The following is a 14,656-nucleotide window of genomic DNA, read 5'->3' on the forward strand; positions in this document are numbered from 1 at the left end:
GCCGGCATGACCGACGAGCAGTTCCGAGCCTTGCGCCAGTTGATCCTTGACCAGAGCGTCGAGATCAAAGCGCTGGCTATGGAAGTCAGAGCGCTCAAGCGAGCCGTCGAGACGACCGAGATCGTTTATCTGGGGCCGGATGACATTGAGGCCGAGCCGGTCGATGTCCCGGAAGACCTCAAGAAGTTCTTGCCGGACTAGAACTCGACAATCCCTCTGGCCACACACCGGCAATTGATGGGCTGCCCAGGTGGAAGACCACCCTCCGCGCCGGTCGCCTCACCCCACTTGTAAACCTTGCCCTCAAGCTTTCGGTGGCGCTCGCGGACTCTCTCGTCGCGGCTGGTCAGCCAGCTATATGTCGTCACCCCAGCCTGTTCCTGCCGTCGGCGGTTCAGATCGCTGTTCAGCTTGGCCGTCTGGTCCCTCGCGATCAGCTTTGCCCGCCGATCCGATATCCCGAAGTCTTCCTGCAGAGCCTTGCGCAGCGTCGTCACCGAGTTGCCGGCGATCGAGTTGTTGTAGACCGTCTGCTCGATCCGCTTGATCGTGTCGTCGGCCAGGCCGGTGAGCAACGAGGTATTCCGCCCCGCCGCCTCGACCAGATACTCCGCAAGGTCTTCCTGCTGTACGACAGACCGGAGATCGATGCCGATGGCCTTCTTTGCCGTCGCCATGAACTGTTCGGTGTGGCGCTGAGCCTCGAGTGTGAGGAGACGGTTGACCGTATCCGACGCCACCCGCTGCAACGCGACCGTCAGCGCCTTGATGCGAGAGAACCATGACTGGTCCGCATCGCCCGTGTAGGCCCGCTGTGCGCGCTTGGCCGTAAGCTCCGCCTCGTATGGCGGGATGACGCTCTCCCGCGTCTCAGTGGCCATCTGGGCCAGCATGGAGCGCAGCGCGGCGTAATAGGCCTTCTCTGTTCCAAGCCTGCCCTCGATTACCGGCAGTTCGGCTTTCGTTCCATTCTTGCGCCCCGCCTGCCGGCCAAGCTTGGACAGCGAATAGCGGAGCATCAGGCTTCAGAGACCTTCGATTTCCAGTCGTCGTTCACTTCCTCGAACACTTCCGGCCCGAGCTCGATCTTGCCGCGGTAGGGATCGACCTTGGACAGATCCATGCCCTCCGGCATCGCCCAGGTGATGGTGATATGAGGCTGGTATTCCGGATAGTCCGTCTCAGCGCCCATCCGCTTGATGTCTTCATGGCGCCAGGTGAGGCGCGAGGATGCGAACTGGAGCACGATGGCCTCTCCGAACCGCTCCATCAGGCGTGGGCCACCCTCGGCGATCGTGATCTTGCCGTTCTCACCCCAATAGTCCTCACCCACCTTGATCCAGTCGAGTTGGCTGCGGGTGTGGATGATGGTGACGTGCAGCCCGTCCTGCACCGTGTCGAAGCCCTGAGCCTTGGCCCATGCCTTGATTTCGGAGACGTTCAGCACATCCCGGCGCAGGTAGAGTGTTCGCGGCGCTGCATCGGCCGTCTGCTGGCGCTGAGCAGGAGACGTGTCTTCCTCCTCTTCGGTCTCCGTCTCGCCCAGATCAAAGCCGCCGGCCGCATCCGTATCCGCCACTGCTTGGTCGATGCCCGGGAACGCCCCAAGCTCGACAAAGGCGTTGGTGGTGACCTTGCGAAGCTCCTCCGGCGTGTAGATGCCGGCAGTCGAGACAATCTGCACCGTTTCGGCCGTCATCTTGCCGATCTCTGCGATTTCCTTCTCGCTCATCTGCTTGAGCGGGGACCAACTGTAATAGATCTCCTTCGGCCGCGTGCCGAGCGCCGAGCGGATAAGGCATTCATCCAGCCGATACAGCGCCGGGCCCATCTCCAGCGTCTGGATGGAGTTGATCCGGTCGTAATAGTTCAGCATATCGGATTCGCCGGTGGCGCTCATGCCGGCCGGGGATTGCCCCAGAAGGCGAGTGACCGGGATGTCGGCCGCACCCGCTGCCATCTGCAGAAAGCTCTGCATGACCTCCGGCAGGGTGGCGAATGCTATCGTCTTGCGGTCGTACTCCTCATCCTTGTCGAGGATCAGCGCCTTGTTGATGCCCTTGGCCATGGAGGCCAGCGTGAAGCGATCGATCAACCGCGTCTGGTATGTCGGGTCCGAAAGGCTCGCCATGAAATCCGGGATGCGGAACACATCGACGTTCGCCTCGAACACCAGGGATGCGATGTTGGCCGCCGTGGCATCCGCGTTCTTCATGGCCGAATAGACGGCCTCGAGCATGCTGTCTCCCCAGCCCTGGTTGAGACCGACGTCGAGAAGGGCGTCACCGTGCGGGGCGCCGACGAAGATGGCCATGCGAGACGGATGGATGCGAACCATTGCCGCGCCCGACGCTCCGGTGACCTCGTAATAGGACGGCTTGCCGTGGAATTCGGACAGCACATCCTGTTCGATCGGGCCGGCGGTCACATCCCGGCGCGAGAGCACCGTCAGGTACTTGATGCCTCCCTTGCCCATGCGATCGACGTTGAGCGGCTCCATCAGGTTCTGCTCACCCGTGCCGATGAACAGCGCAGCGCCGCCCCACAGCCGAGCCTTGACCTTCACGTCGAGCAGCTTGCGCCAAAAGTCAAGGCGCTTCTCTTCCGCCTCGATCAGTTCAATCTGATCCTGATCAGCCTGCCAATCCCTGCCCTTGCGGATGGAATCCATGGCTGGCACATCGACGATCTTCCGACCGAGCCAGTTGGACTTGTAGATGGCCGCAAGCTGAAGATCGTCGATGAACGTCAGGCCATAGGTGGTCATGGCCATCTTGTCGCGCAGGGGATCGCCCAGGCCAGCGACGACAGACCGAAGGCTGTCATTCATCTGACGGAGCGGGATTACATCACCCATTGCGCTTGCCTCTGATGTTCGGCGGGTTCTTCACGACGTCGCGGATTACGGTGGGGATGGCTTTCACCACGCCTTTCAGCCCCGCCTGCTTCCTCGCCTCGGCCAGCATCTTCCGGCGCTGTTCACACGAGCTGCAGGCCATTGCGTCATCCAACGTTTGCGAGGGTATAGGAGGAGCCCAGCGCGAGCTCATTCAGAGCATCGGCGAAGGCGTCCACCTGGTCATCATGTGGGGCGTTCGGGAAAGAGGAGACCTCGTCCAGAAACGCTTCATTCCAAGGCCCGCGGACGAGCTTCACATTGCCGGCTTCCGCCTGGGCAGAGGCCGGTGTGGCGCGTGTGGCCTTGTCGCCGGTAGGCTGCACGGTCTTCACCTTGTAGCCAGCCAGCAGCTTGATCTTCGTCTCGGCATCAGCCTTGCCGGCCGCGCCTGGATCCTGGGGCATCCGCACCGTGACCGTCAGGCCATCCTGAGATGCGGTGTTCTTCAGGTTCTTCTCGACATCGGCCGCCGACCACTGATCGCGCCGCACGTCCTCCACGTAGAAGGTGCCGGCGTGGTAGGCCATCTTCAGCCCGACGGTCCAGTCCGGCTTCCGTCCAGGCTTCGGTTGTGTGGCCGCAAAGTCCCATGCCCTCACCCGCTTGGCGCCGGCCGGCACAGCATCGACGACCTCAAAGTCACCACGCTGGAACATACCGCCAGAACGTGGCGCCGGCCGCTGCTGGTACTGCCCCGAATAGGCATAGGACCCTTTGGCCTTCTTGAGCCGCTCGATCTCTTCATCAGGGAACCTCTCGGGAAAGAGAAGCTCCCCCTCCTCAGTGCGGGGGTCCTCGAAGAACAGCTCATTATCGACATAGGTCCGGCACGCCCGGTCCGGCTCGAACTCCATCGGCAGATTGAGGTGCACGAACCCGATGTCGAGTTCCAGCGCGACCCCGGCCACGTCCTGCTCATGAAGGCGCTGCATGATGATGACGATCGCCGACGTCGTCACATCGTTCAATCGGTCGGAGATGCCCTCACGGAAGATGCGGACCGCTGTCTGCCTTTCCGTGTCGCTTTCTGCCGTCTCGGTCGAATGCGGGTCGTCGATCTTCACCCGATCGCCACGACCGCCGGTCATCGAACTGAACGGGCGGGCCTCGCTGAACCCGCTGCCGGTGTTCTCGAATTTCCCTTTGGCGTTCTGGTCGTCTCGCAGCTTCAGCGACCACAGCGCCTGAAACTTCTCGCTCTCCACCAGACGGCGGAGTTTCATGTTGTCGCGCAGCACGTTCGGCTGGCTGTATGAGGTGGCAAGCACCTGAATGTCAGGCCGCTCGCATGGCCCCCACTCCCATGCGGTCCAGAAGACCAGCACGAGCGATTTCATCATGCCAGGCGGCACGGTCATCATCAGGAACTGGATGCGTCCCTCGGTCACCGCCTCGAGATGCTTGCACATCGCCCGGAGAGCCCAGCCGAACTTCAGGTTCTTCTTCGGCTCCAGGACATCCCAGAACTCGGTTATGAAGCCTTCCAGCGTCTGGCAGCGCGCCCGTATGCGCTCCGCATCCTTGGCTACTCTCTGCCGTTCGGCCTCAGCCGCCCTCCTCGCCCTCTCCTCCCGTATCGCCCTCATCATCACCGCTGGCGGTGGCAAGCGGGCCGAAGATGGATTCGAGTGCATTCAGCTGGTCTTCCGTCATGTTCGTCAGATCAACGGTTTGGATAGGTCCTCCGTTCGGGCCGCTGATGCCCTGCGTGACCTTGCCGTCGAGACGATCAGCGATTTCCTTGATGGCCGGCACCTCGCCCTTGTTGAGCAGCTGGCGTGCGTTCCAGCGGAGGGAGCCCTTCTTGGCGTAGCACTTCTCTCCACGCTCGGCCGCGAGAGCCTCCATGAGGAGAGCTTCCTTGAACGGTTTGGACTTCGGGCGGCCTCCTGGGTTGCCGCTTTTCCCTGGCTCGAAAGTCATGGCTTGTTCTCAACAGATAGGGCCATTGATTTTACATGTCTTTCTGCAAGGGTCTCAGATATTGAGCAAAACCATTCCTGATGTGTCGGTATAGACCCGGTTAAAGGCGACACTTCGGGAATTTGTTTTCTGCATTTGGTGAAAGAACCGGGCCGCAAAGCCCGGCTCCATTTCAGGTATGCGGGAGCGCTACGCCGCTCGATCAGGCTCTGGCTTTTCGATCTCGTCGGGCTGCACCTCGTGGATGCGAAGATCCTGGCTCGAATGGATGTAGAAGACCCGCGTCTCGTTCGCCGGCACCCGGCCGCCCTGGCTTTCGATCTTGTCGCCCGTCTTCGGATGATGAGCAGAGACATCGACCGGCCAGCCATGGTTCGCTTCGACGGTTACCTTCGTGGTCATGCTCTTTCCTTTCGCTGGGTTGAAAACTGGTTAGGCGACGCGAAACGTGGGATAGCGCCCATCATTGAAATTCATGCCGAGCTTTGCTGCCGCCACCACGCACACCCAGACGACGGCCTCGAAGCGGCACAGGTGGCTAAACCAGCCGGTGCTGACGGGTCGCTGCATCTGGAAAATGGTTTCGAGCGCTGTCATGCTCTCGCCTTTATGGTGGTGGTTAGGGGGCGGTCAGTCGATGACCAGGTGAGCCTTGATGCGGTCGACCTCGTCCTGAAGCTCGTTGATGCGCTCTGCGGCAGAACGGAGCATCGACGTCATGTACGTGCGCTCGCTGACATAGCGCTCCATCTTGCCTGTGAACGGGTTCTGGAAGTGAACATCGCCAATCCCAGACTGAGCAGCCTCGATCAGCTTTTCTCCGCCCTTGCTCATCGCTCTCTCCATGGGAAACCCGCCGCTTGTGGCGACGGGATCAAAACACGGTCAAATCGTACATAGCTGATATCGCTGGCATATTCGGCCAATCACGGGATTTTCCCGTATTTGGATCAAATGCCCCAGAGGCAGGCTCCCGGCCGGATTTGAACCGACGACCTATGCAAGCCATGGCCTGCGCGCTCTATCCAGCTGAGCTACGGGAGCCTGTTGGCCCTCTGAGGTGGACGCCGGGGTGGCCGAAGCCCCACGCGCAACGCGCTCCCGAACGATTGGTTGAACGGCTCCAGCGATATCGCTCGCCACGGTCTGGCCGCTGTGTGCACCAGCGCGGCCACTTGCTTGACCGGCCCGAAGGCTACCGTTCGTCAGGAAGGAACGGCCGGGTCACCCCAACCTTCACGAACTATGCCCGCCTTCCCGATTAGGGCAGCATTCCCGCTGCGACCGCGCCAATATGGTCCCGCGGCTGGTTATTCTACCTCGCTCCGAGGCTCCGATTTCGATCGCTATGCCGCGCCCGGATCGCCCGGTGATCGAGTGTTCTTTCCGAGGGAAGATCAGGGTCGATATGCGGCTTGCCGTCCGGTGCGATCCAGTGTGTGGCGCACTTCTTGGACGATACCGTTGATGACGTGTCTTCTACGCTGATTTGCGACACGCCGTCTATGGGATTATCAAACCGAACCAAATGCTTACGGTTGAGAGCTAATGCAATTGTTTGACAGCACCGATTAATCTTGCGTTCGAAAGTTCGGCGCACCATGTCGTTTCGTTCGAGATACCGCTCAAGATACATGCCTTTCCGGGTTTTGATGAAGCTGTAATCGTAGACCAGCTTTCGATCGGTCTCGGTGAGGTAGGTGTTTATCCAGACCCAGACCTCCTCCATGCGGGATAGAGCGCCAGGGGCGAGGACGCGGCGGTAGGTGGTGGTGCCATAGCCATAGCTCTCTCCGATCTCCCGGACGACGTCACCCATAGCGCCGCCGGCCATGCGAGGCCCGAGGGATGCCGGAGTGGCGAGAAGCGTCTCGGCAGCCTCCACGATCCGCGCCCGCACCTGCTCATAGGTCCAGTCCTGAAACACTGCCATGTTCATGCCGCTTCTCCTATCATGTCCAAAAGATCGCCCTGGATGGGCCTGTAGAAGCGCACCGAGATCAGCACATACAGCGCCTTCCAATTCTCGACCGGCATCCGCATGGCCTTTATCTTGCGGCGCAGGCTGCCGAGGTCGATCGCATCGAAGTCCTTGGTGAGCGTCGGCAGCTTCACCAGATCCGGGTTCTCGATCAGGAGCGCCGACACTGCCTTGATCATGTCGGCGAACAGCTCCGCCGCATTCGCCCTGGTGCCGGTCATCAGCATGAAGACGAGGCGAAGGTGATCCTCGCCATGGTCCCGGCCGATATCGCGCACCGTGGGCTTGCAGTAGCACTCGAACGCCTTCCGGCTGGTCGGGCTGTGCTTGGAGCCGTCGAACAGCTTCACGCCGCACTGGCGCGCGACCTTGTAGATATCGCAGCGGTGGGCGCCGGCTGGTGTCATTCGGCCCTCGCCTCCCACCCGTGCCGCTTCCTGATGCCCCTCACGGTGCTTTCCACCACGCCCAATTCCTTGGCTATTGCAACGATCGAGAGGCCCTGGTCATAAAGCTCGCGGGCTATGCGGTCCCGATCGGCAGAATGCATCACCCGCTTGGCCTTCTCAGGGAGTCGGCCGAGGGCGTGCAGGATCGTGGCGTGGTTTCTGCGGAAGTATTTCGCCAGCTGCGCGATCGACATGTCGGGATAGCGGCGGTTGGTCTCGCGGATGATCAGGTTCCGGACCGACACGATGGCGGCCGTCCGGTCATGCACGGTGATCTGCTCGAAGGTGATGGAGCGCAAGGCGCAGCGGGAGCGGATGAAGTCCACGGGGGTGAGGAAGGTTCTGCCCTCGTCGAGCTCGTGTGGCTCGCTGGGCGGCAGGCGGAGAGCCGGGGCGATGTTCACCACCTTCGGCTTGCCGTAGCATGCGGCTCTCGCGGCCTTGGCGCGAGAGATGACGCGGGATTCGTATGTGGATGGCTGGATGTGGGCTGTCATACTCCGCAAGCTCCTTCGCACATTGAGAGCATATTGCCCTGCCCTCGCTCTTCAGCGGTCGATAGGTCGATCTCGGAAAGCGGTCGGCCGGAACGATGAATGAAGAGTTCGCCGCGGATCTTGCCGTGCTTGTGCATGCCGCGGATTAGGTCATCGATGGCAACGGCGTCGGCGAAAGCCTGCGGGTCACGATCGCGAAGCAACCGCCATTCAAAATCCGATCGGTATGGGCAGAAGGTGCAAGCGCTCTTCATCGGCACGGGATAGCCGTGGTTCGTCAACCAAGCCTCGCAATCGCGGCGAGACATACGCTGTTCGAGCAGCGGATAGCGGTTCGTTGACCAGTTCTCCCATGACGCGCCGGCCCGAACGACCTCGTCGGTACTGATGCCGATCCAGACTTCTACCTGGGCATCAGGAATGCGCTGGCGCGGTCTGAACCCCAGAAGCTCCCGTTGCTTCTTACGGATCGGGTCAATCTTGTAATCCTGGGTGCACTGCCGGTTGACTTGCCCAAGCCTACCCTTCGCCGACTTCACAAAGAAAGGGGGCCGGGCAGACATGCCGTTGAAACCTGCGGCGGCCTCCTCGATCTCTTTTTTCAGGCTGCCAGCGGCAACCGTGTGGATAGGGAACGGCAGAACGTTCCCGGAGGAAAGCCATTCGACTTGCTCGTAGACGCCGGCCGGCTCCGCATCGGTATCGGCGAAGATTGCACAATCAGGCATCGGGCCGATTTCACCATGTGCCGCCATAAGGGCAAGCGTGGTGGACTGAACCCCTGCCCCCATGGACAACACGCGGAGCTTAGCGCTCTCGACGGGCCCCCACGACCAACCGCCGCGCCGAGTGCGAGGTGCTTTCTTTTCCTCTTGAGCGACGAGCTTGAAGAGTTCCGTCATGCCCTCTCCCTCCGATCGACTTCGGTGCGCCTGTTGCTTCCCCTCTGACGGATAAAGGGCTTGAGACCGTTGAACACCGCCTCCGCCTTGCTGACGGCAATGGTCTCGCCGTCGCGGCGCATGGTGCCGTTGATGTGGTCGATCACATGCTCCTGGGCGGCGATCTTGGCCGCGTCCCATGTCGGGTAGATCGCGGGGCGGTCGCCTTCCATGATCGGCCAGGGCTGAGCCTTATGGGATAGGCGGACCATGGCCTTGAAGCCGCCGGGGACCGGGACGGGATATGCGGCGATGTGGTTCATTCGGCTGCCTCCAGGTAATCCATGTCTGGAACTGGTTTCTTCTTCGGCGCCGCGTCCGCCATGATCGCGCCGACGCACGCCTTCATCTTCGCGACGGACACCGCGTTGCCGATCTGCTTAATTTTCTCAGTCTTGGTGCCGGCGAACTCATAGGTCGCCTCGTCGGTGTTGAAGCCCATTGCGGCAGCCAGCTCATGCGGCTCCAGCATGCGGAAGAGGATGTCGTAGTGCGGGCCAGCCTCGATCATGGCCATTTCCCCACGGTTTGCTCCCGTGATCGTCGGCAGAGGCTCATGCATGCCGTTGACGCGGTTCAGGCCGCCAGCGTGGGTGATCGGCAGCACGGCGGCAAACTCGCCGCCCTTGGCCGTGGTCATCGTCGGCAAGGGATCCACATCGATGTTGCGCGCTATCGCGCCGCCGTTCGAATTGGTGACCGGAACCACCATGCCGAAACGGCCTTTGCTGGTGATCGTCGGCAGCGCATCGTCGACATGATTGCAGGTCTCGCCAGAACCAGAGCCGTAGTATGGAGAGATGAGCGCGTGCGCAGCGCCGTTGCCACCAGTCGTCTGGGTCGGGATAGGTTCGCTCACGCCACGAGGAGAGCCTCCTGACGCCTGCGAGAGCACGAACGGCTCTATCACCGCATAGGAGCCGCCATCGCCGTGGATGGCGCCGAGCGGGTTCTCGATGTCATGGGACCGGCGCCAGTTAGGATCGCGCTCGCGTGCATCGTTGCCATGGGCAACTGTCACCAGCATGGGACGGGCGCAACCAGGCCGTTCCTCATTCGCCGCACCCCCGGTCGTGATGGTCGGCAGCGGGTCCTCGGTAGACCGGGCCGCGCCGCTGGTATGCTGCGACAGAACCATAGGCTCGGCCAGCCAGACGCCACCCTTAGTGTCGAGCGTGGGGACAAGACCTTCCGAAACGCCTTCGGCCTTGTTGCCCTTGCGACCGTTCATGATGATGGGCTCAGCGGTGTAGAGGTGGCCAGCGTGGGCCGTCTGCGTCGGTAGTGGCTCATTCTGGCTCGACGCCGTGGATTGGCCTTTCAGATTAACGATCACCGGCTCAGCAAGCGCAATGTGCGTCCCGCGTGCTGCGATCGTCGGGAGCGGCTGATCCATCCCCTGGGCAGACATGTGGTTGCGGAGGATGACAAGATACGGTTCCGGCCAGCCGAACTTCTGGGCACCGGCATAGATCCGGGCCAAGGTCTTCGGCGCCAGCGGCTTCTTGCGGTTGAAGATCGACCGGCCCTTGATCTGCCAATCAATGATCTCGCGCGCCGGGCGCCATGGCTTGGCGGTGGCGAACAAGTCGGCGTTCACCTCGTCCCGCTTCTTGTGCGTCGGCATGGGCCAGTGGATCTTGCGGCCGTCGGAACGGCCCATGAGGATGAACCGCTGGCGGGTGGTCGCGTCCCCATAGTCGGCGGCGTTTAGCTTGCGCCACTCCAGTTCGAAACCGAGGCGCCGCAGCGTTTCGGTCCAGGCGTGGAAGTATTCGCCTTTCCTGGATGGGATCGGGCGGCCGGTCTTCATGTTGACCGGACCCCACCCGCAGAACTCCCAGACGTTTTCGATGATAATCCGCTTCACCCGCAGCTCTGTCAGCCAGGTGATGATGTGCCAGGGGTCGCTCCGCTGCTGGTCGCTGGTCGGCTTGCCGCCGCGCGCTACGGAATGATGCGTGCAGGTCGGAGACGCCATCAGCAGGTCAAGATATCCTTCCGGCACGAGGAGGTGCGGGCGGACGGTAGCGATGTCCTGGATGTAGTGCCGGGCTTCCGGGAAATTCCGCTCGTGCGTATCAATGGCTGTCGGCCAATGGTTGACGCAGACCAGATCCATTTCGAGACCCATCTCCTCCAGCGCGCGCTTGGCGCCCGCCGACGAGCCGCCGGCACCGCAGAGAAGGTCGGCAACTTTGATCTTGCGCGTCATCTAGAAAAGTTCCTTTGCATTCATGGCCTGCTTAAATCCGGGTCCGTAGGACGTGGACTTCCCCTCCCAGGCGATCTCCTTGCGCCGCGGAAACTCGCTTTCGCGCGACAGCGATAGGATGATGTCCGCCTTGCCGGTGACCCGGTTCATGGCGTCTTCCCAGACCGGATAGTCGTCGGAGTTTTCGGCAGGCTCCATGCCGGCGACGATCGGGCGGGCCTGGAACACGATCAGCACTTGGTCGGCGTCCTTGTCCATGTTCCCGACGAGGTCGCGGTAGGTCGGGCGCCGGTTCATCGCCGCGCTGAGGCGTTCCTTGAAGCTGCGACCCTGATAATCCTGGAACGTCGATTTCTTCAGGTGGGTGAGCGCGATGATCGGAATGTCGTGCTTCTGGGCGAAGTCCTTCAGGATCGACGTCGCGCGTTGGCCTTGCTTGAATTCATCCTCGTATTCCATCTTGCCGGTCCACTGGATCTTGCCGATGTGGTCGAGAAAGAAAGCTTCGATTCCCTGCTCTCCGATGAGCCGGGCGATCTTCTGGTCGATCTGGTCGAGCGTCAGGCGCCGGCAGTCGATATCAACGTGCCGGAGGCGCTTCATCTCCTCGCCGGCCCGCAATAGCTCTTCGACCTCGTTATCGCTCACAGACCCGCGCTGCTGGCGCGTGGAGGATATTCCGGTGCGCCGCGCCTTCTCCCTCATGATGATCTGCATCCGGCTCATTTCGCCGCTGTTGAGCCCTACAGGGGACTTCTCGGCGATGTTGAACATGCACTGCATGGCGAGTGCGCTCTTGCCCTGCTTGACGCCCCCGCCGATGATGATGAGCTGCTTCTTCTGCCATGGGCCGGTCAGTGTCGTGATTTCCGGGATGCCGGGATCTATGCCGACCGGGCTCATCCCGCGCAGGGCGTCAGATGTCCGGTCGAGCGTGTCGTCGATAGCATCGGCAAAGGTCTCCTGCGGATCGTTCCGGCTCTCGATCGAGGCGACGATCGCCGTCAGCCTGTCCCGGCATTCCTTGATGCGGTCGATGAACTGGAGCTCGTCCTCGGCCTTGATGCCGGCGTCGTGGGCATCGTCCCCGATGCTCATGGCCTGGCGCCGATGGTAATATCCGGTGATCGCGTCCGCGAAGTCCGCGACGTTCCGAATGCTGACGGCCTCGGAGACGAGACGGGCGAGGTATTGCGAGACCGTCATGTCCCCTACCCGCTCGTTCGCGGCTTCCGGCGCCATGAAGGAGCGGACGGTGACCGGGTTCATTCCCTTGCCGACGGCCCGGCCCCGGAGGATCGCGTCATAGATGTTCTGGTGCAGGCGCTCGTGGAAGTGCTCCATGGCGAACGTGGTCGGGACCGCCGCCAGAGCGTCGTTGTTGATCAGGATCGCGCCAAGGATCGCCTGCTCGGCTTCGATGTTGGATGGAAGTGGGTCGCGGTAATTGGCGTTCATGCTGCGCCGTCCATCGCGAACAAGTTGACGGTCTTCGCCTCATCCAGTTCCGCAATGTTGCGGACGGCCTGGCGGAAGTAGGACGGCTTGAGCTCGAAGCCGACGCCCTTACGGCCAGCCGCCACCGCGCCGTAAACCTCGCTACCTATGCCGAGGAAAGGCGTCAGCACCACGTCGCCGGGATTGCTCCAAAGCTCGATGCACCGCTCGATCACGTCAAGCTGCAGCGGAGATATATGCTGTTCGTCCTTCTCATCGCGCCCGGCGCGGTATTGCAGCGTCCTGGTCTGGTTGATGTCCATCCAGACCGGCGAGGCGTAGCGCTGCCAGACTTCGATGGAAAACCACTTCTCGGCGTCGGCCGGTGATTTGCCGGTGGCGACCCGGCTACTGATGCTGGATGGCTCATTTCCGTATCCGACATATCGATCGAACATGCCGTCGACGGGCTCAGGGTTGTCGCCAGGCTTGCGGAACATCAGCATGTAATCGGCAAGGCCCTGCCCGCTGATTGTGCTGTCTTTCGTGATCTGCTTATGAAGCAGCCGGATGGATTTGGTCCGCTGTTGTGCGACGACCGGGTCTTTCCAGATGCAGACTTCCGAATGGAAGATCCAACCGGCGTCCTCATAGGCCCGGACGATCTCCCCGCGAAAGTCGCGCATGCCGATATGGCCGTGCCTGATCTTGCTGGTGGGGAGCTGCATGCAATGAACGGCATGGATGCGGCCGGGCATGGTGACCCGGAGAAGCTCCTGGATTAGGAACTGGTAGTGCGTCCAGAACCCGTCCGTGTCGTTGTTGGATATGTCTCTGTCGAAGTTGCTGAACTTGTAGAGCCCTTCGAACGGTGGCGAGTGGATGCCGAAATGAATGGTGTCGGTGGGAATGCCGCGGATGAGCTCGCAGCTATCGCCCTGGTAGATTGCATATCGGTCAGTGACGACTTGTTCGACTGCCTTGATGTTCATGCCGCTTCTCCCGTCAGCCATGCCGGTACCGTCATTTCGATTTGAGGATTGTAGTCGGGCCGATCGCGCACCATCCCGCGCACCTGCTGGCTGGATAGGTCGGCCATGTGCATGACCATCGCGGCGGCCATGCGCTCGGCGTCGGCTTCCTTTCGGCGAAGATTGGAGACGACCGCGCCCTCCATCTCGGATGCGATGAAGTGGACGTTGACGGGTTTGGCCTGTCCGAAGCGCCAGAACCGGCGGACGGCCTGATAGACCTGCTCAAAACTGTCATTGAGCCCGACAAATCCGGTGTCGGCGCAGTGCTGCCAATTCATACCGAATCCGGCGATCGACGGCTTCGTGATCAAGACGCGGATACGGCCTTCGGAGAAGTCCACCATCTTCCGCTCTTTCACGTCATCGAGATCGGAGCCGGTGAGGTTCACGGCGCCATGGATAGCCTTCGCCAAACCCTCGGCCTCGCCGTTCATGTTGCACCACCAGACGAAAGGTCGATCGGTCGGCGTGATGGATGCGGCAAGCCTCACCCGATCGCTGACGCTGTCCCGACGGGCGGCAATGCGTTCTTGCAACGTTCGGGCCTCCATCGGAAACAAGAGGCCGGTTTCCATGCTTGGCGCATACTCGACTTGCACCTGGTGCGATGTGTAGCGGAGTGGCGGCAGGTCATATCCCGCATTGTCATATCCGAGGTCCGACGGCTTGCGCAGCATGACGGCCCATGATGCCATCCACTTCCAGAACTCGGTCTCGGCGTGGCCTTTAAGCCGCCATTTCTGGGTGTCGCCGCCGTCGTGGGTGAAGAACGTGGCGAGCATGTCGGTGTACGACATCACGCCCAGGAACTCTGCGTGGTTGCCAAGTTCCATGAAATCGTTCGGCGCCGGCGTGGCCGTTGCGGCGAGACGGAACGGGACGTTGGCGCAATCCTGGATAAGCTTGGTCCGGTACTTGCCTTCGGTGCTCTTGAGGATCGAGCTCTCATCCAGCGCGATACCCCCGAACCCTTCCATCTCGAAATGGTCGATCTTCTGGTAATTGGTAATGTCGATCGCATCGCCAGACTGATGCGTGACCACCGATGCGGACATCCCGAATTTGGTGGCCTCCCGGCTGTGCTGCAGGCTGACCGCCAGCGGCGCCAGGATAAGCACGGGACGGCGCGTCTCGCGCGCCACTTGCTTAGCCCATACCAACTCCATCAGCGTTTTGCCGAGGCCTGTACCGGCGAAGATTGCGGCGCGGCCACGGCGAAGGGCCCAATGGGTGATGTCGCGCTGGTGCGGCTTGAAGAAGTCCGGCAACTCCACTGTGCC

The 14,656-nt window shown here is 61.5% G+C and carries 18 protein-coding genes and 1 tRNA gene; 1 reads left to right on the plus strand and 18 read right to left on the minus strand.

All coding sequences use genetic code 11. The features are described 5' to 3' along the window. The first annotated feature begins 6 nt into the window (after nt 1–6). The gene (locus ACSQ8R_RS11320) at nt 7–201 is read left to right on the plus strand and encodes a hypothetical protein (RefSeq protein WP_436253440.1); all 195 of its coding nucleotides are present in this window, start codon (nt 7–9) and stop codon (nt 199–201) included. On the opposite strand, the gene ACSQ8R_RS11325 is transcribed toward ACSQ8R_RS11320, so the two are convergent. The 18 genes from ACSQ8R_RS11325 to ACSQ8R_RS11410 form a co-directional block, all read right to left on the minus strand. Continuing rightward, nucleotides 198–1,019 (minus strand): phage head morphogenesis protein, encoded by an 822-nt coding sequence (locus ACSQ8R_RS11325; protein ID WP_436253441.1) that lies wholly within the window; start codon nt 1,017–1,019, stop codon nt 198–200. The two genes, ACSQ8R_RS11320 and ACSQ8R_RS11325, sit on opposite strands and share 4 nt — an antisense overlap. Then, complete coding sequence (locus ACSQ8R_RS11330; protein WP_436253442.1) at nt 1,019–2,857, minus strand: anti-CBASS protein Acb1 family protein; 1,839 nt, start codon at nt 2,855–2,857, stop codon at nt 1,019–1,021. Before ACSQ8R_RS11330 ends, ACSQ8R_RS11325 begins: the two co-directional genes overlap by 1 nt. After that, on the minus strand, nt 2,850–2,999 hold the full coding sequence (locus ACSQ8R_RS11335; RefSeq protein WP_436253443.1) for a hypothetical protein: 150 nt from the start codon (nt 2,997–2,999) through the stop codon (nt 2,850–2,852). Before ACSQ8R_RS11335 ends, ACSQ8R_RS11330 begins: the two co-directional genes overlap by 8 nt. Nucleotides 3,000–3,003: 4 nt before the next feature. Beyond that, nucleotides 3,004–4,308, minus strand: coding sequence for a phage terminase large subunit (terL, locus tag ACSQ8R_RS11340; protein WP_436253444.1), 1,305 nt, complete (start codon nt 4,306–4,308; stop codon nt 3,004–3,006). A 136-nt stretch (nt 4,309–4,444) separates the two neighbouring features. Beyond that, nucleotides 4,445–4,822: a DUF5681 domain-containing protein gene (locus ACSQ8R_RS11345; RefSeq protein WP_436253445.1), complete on the minus strand. Its 378-nt coding sequence runs from the start codon at nt 4,820–4,822 to the stop codon at nt 4,445–4,447. Nucleotides 4,823–5,011: 189 nt separating this feature from the next. Then, complete coding sequence (locus tag ACSQ8R_RS11350; RefSeq protein ID WP_436253446.1) at nt 5,012–5,224, minus strand: hypothetical protein; 213 nt, start codon at nt 5,222–5,224, stop codon at nt 5,012–5,014. 30 nt (nt 5,225–5,254) lie between these two features. Continuing rightward, the gene (locus ACSQ8R_RS11355) at nt 5,255–5,419 is read right to left on the minus strand and encodes a hypothetical protein (protein ID WP_436253447.1); all 165 of its coding nucleotides are present in this window, start codon (nt 5,417–5,419) and stop codon (nt 5,255–5,257) included. Between the two features lie 33 nt (nt 5,420–5,452). Then, complete coding sequence (locus ACSQ8R_RS11360) at nt 5,453–5,656, minus strand: hypothetical protein (protein WP_436253448.1); 204 nt, start codon at nt 5,654–5,656, stop codon at nt 5,453–5,455. Nucleotides 5,657–5,790: 134 nt separating this feature from the next. Continuing rightward, nucleotides 5,791–5,866 (minus strand) — tRNA-OTHER (locus ACSQ8R_RS11365). Nucleotides 5,867–6,137: 271 nt separating this feature from the next. Next, on the minus strand, nt 6,138–6,761 hold the full coding sequence (locus ACSQ8R_RS11370; RefSeq protein WP_436253449.1) for a hypothetical protein: 624 nt from the start codon (nt 6,759–6,761) through the stop codon (nt 6,138–6,140). After that, entirely contained in the window at nt 6,758–7,210 is a 453-nt protein-coding gene (locus ACSQ8R_RS11375) for a hypothetical protein (protein ID WP_436253450.1), read from the minus strand. Before ACSQ8R_RS11375 ends, ACSQ8R_RS11370 begins: the two co-directional genes overlap by 4 nt. After that, a complete protein-coding gene (locus ACSQ8R_RS11380; protein ID WP_436253451.1) occupies nt 7,207–7,749 on the minus strand; it encodes a helix-turn-helix domain-containing protein in 543 nt (180 codons plus the stop codon). Before ACSQ8R_RS11380 ends, ACSQ8R_RS11375 begins: the two co-directional genes overlap by 4 nt. Beyond that, nucleotides 7,746–8,651: a hypothetical protein gene (locus tag ACSQ8R_RS11385; protein ID WP_436253452.1), complete on the minus strand. Its 906-nt coding sequence runs from the start codon at nt 8,649–8,651 to the stop codon at nt 7,746–7,748. Before ACSQ8R_RS11385 ends, ACSQ8R_RS11380 begins: the two co-directional genes overlap by 4 nt. Next, the gene (locus ACSQ8R_RS11390) at nt 8,648–8,953 is read right to left on the minus strand and encodes a hypothetical protein (protein ID WP_436253453.1); all 306 of its coding nucleotides are present in this window, start codon (nt 8,951–8,953) and stop codon (nt 8,648–8,650) included. Before ACSQ8R_RS11390 ends, ACSQ8R_RS11385 begins: the two co-directional genes overlap by 4 nt. Next, the gene (locus ACSQ8R_RS11395) at nt 8,950–10,905 is read right to left on the minus strand and encodes a DNA cytosine methyltransferase (RefSeq protein ID WP_436253454.1); all 1,956 of its coding nucleotides are present in this window, start codon (nt 10,903–10,905) and stop codon (nt 8,950–8,952) included. The genes ACSQ8R_RS11390 and ACSQ8R_RS11395 overlap by 4 nt, the downstream gene beginning before the upstream one ends. Further along, on the minus strand, nt 10,906–12,363 hold the full coding sequence (locus ACSQ8R_RS11400) for a DnaB-like helicase C-terminal domain-containing protein (RefSeq protein WP_436253455.1): 1,458 nt from the start codon (nt 12,361–12,363) through the stop codon (nt 10,906–10,908). Further along, the gene (locus ACSQ8R_RS11405) at nt 12,360–13,334 is read right to left on the minus strand and encodes a DNA-methyltransferase (RefSeq protein ID WP_436253456.1); all 975 of its coding nucleotides are present in this window, start codon (nt 13,332–13,334) and stop codon (nt 12,360–12,362) included. The genes ACSQ8R_RS11400 and ACSQ8R_RS11405 overlap by 4 nt, the downstream gene beginning before the upstream one ends. Then, nucleotides 13,331–14,650, minus strand: a complete 1,320-nt coding sequence (locus ACSQ8R_RS11410) for a helicase (protein ID WP_436253457.1) — start codon at nt 14,648–14,650, stop codon at nt 13,331–13,333. Before ACSQ8R_RS11410 ends, ACSQ8R_RS11405 begins: the two co-directional genes overlap by 4 nt. Nucleotides 14,651–14,656 lie beyond the last annotated feature (6 nt).

The sequence above is a fragment of the Neorhizobium sp. LjRoot104 genome (assembly GCF_964253725.1).
GTDB lineage: Bacteria > Pseudomonadota > Alphaproteobacteria > Rhizobiales > Rhizobiaceae > Neorhizobium.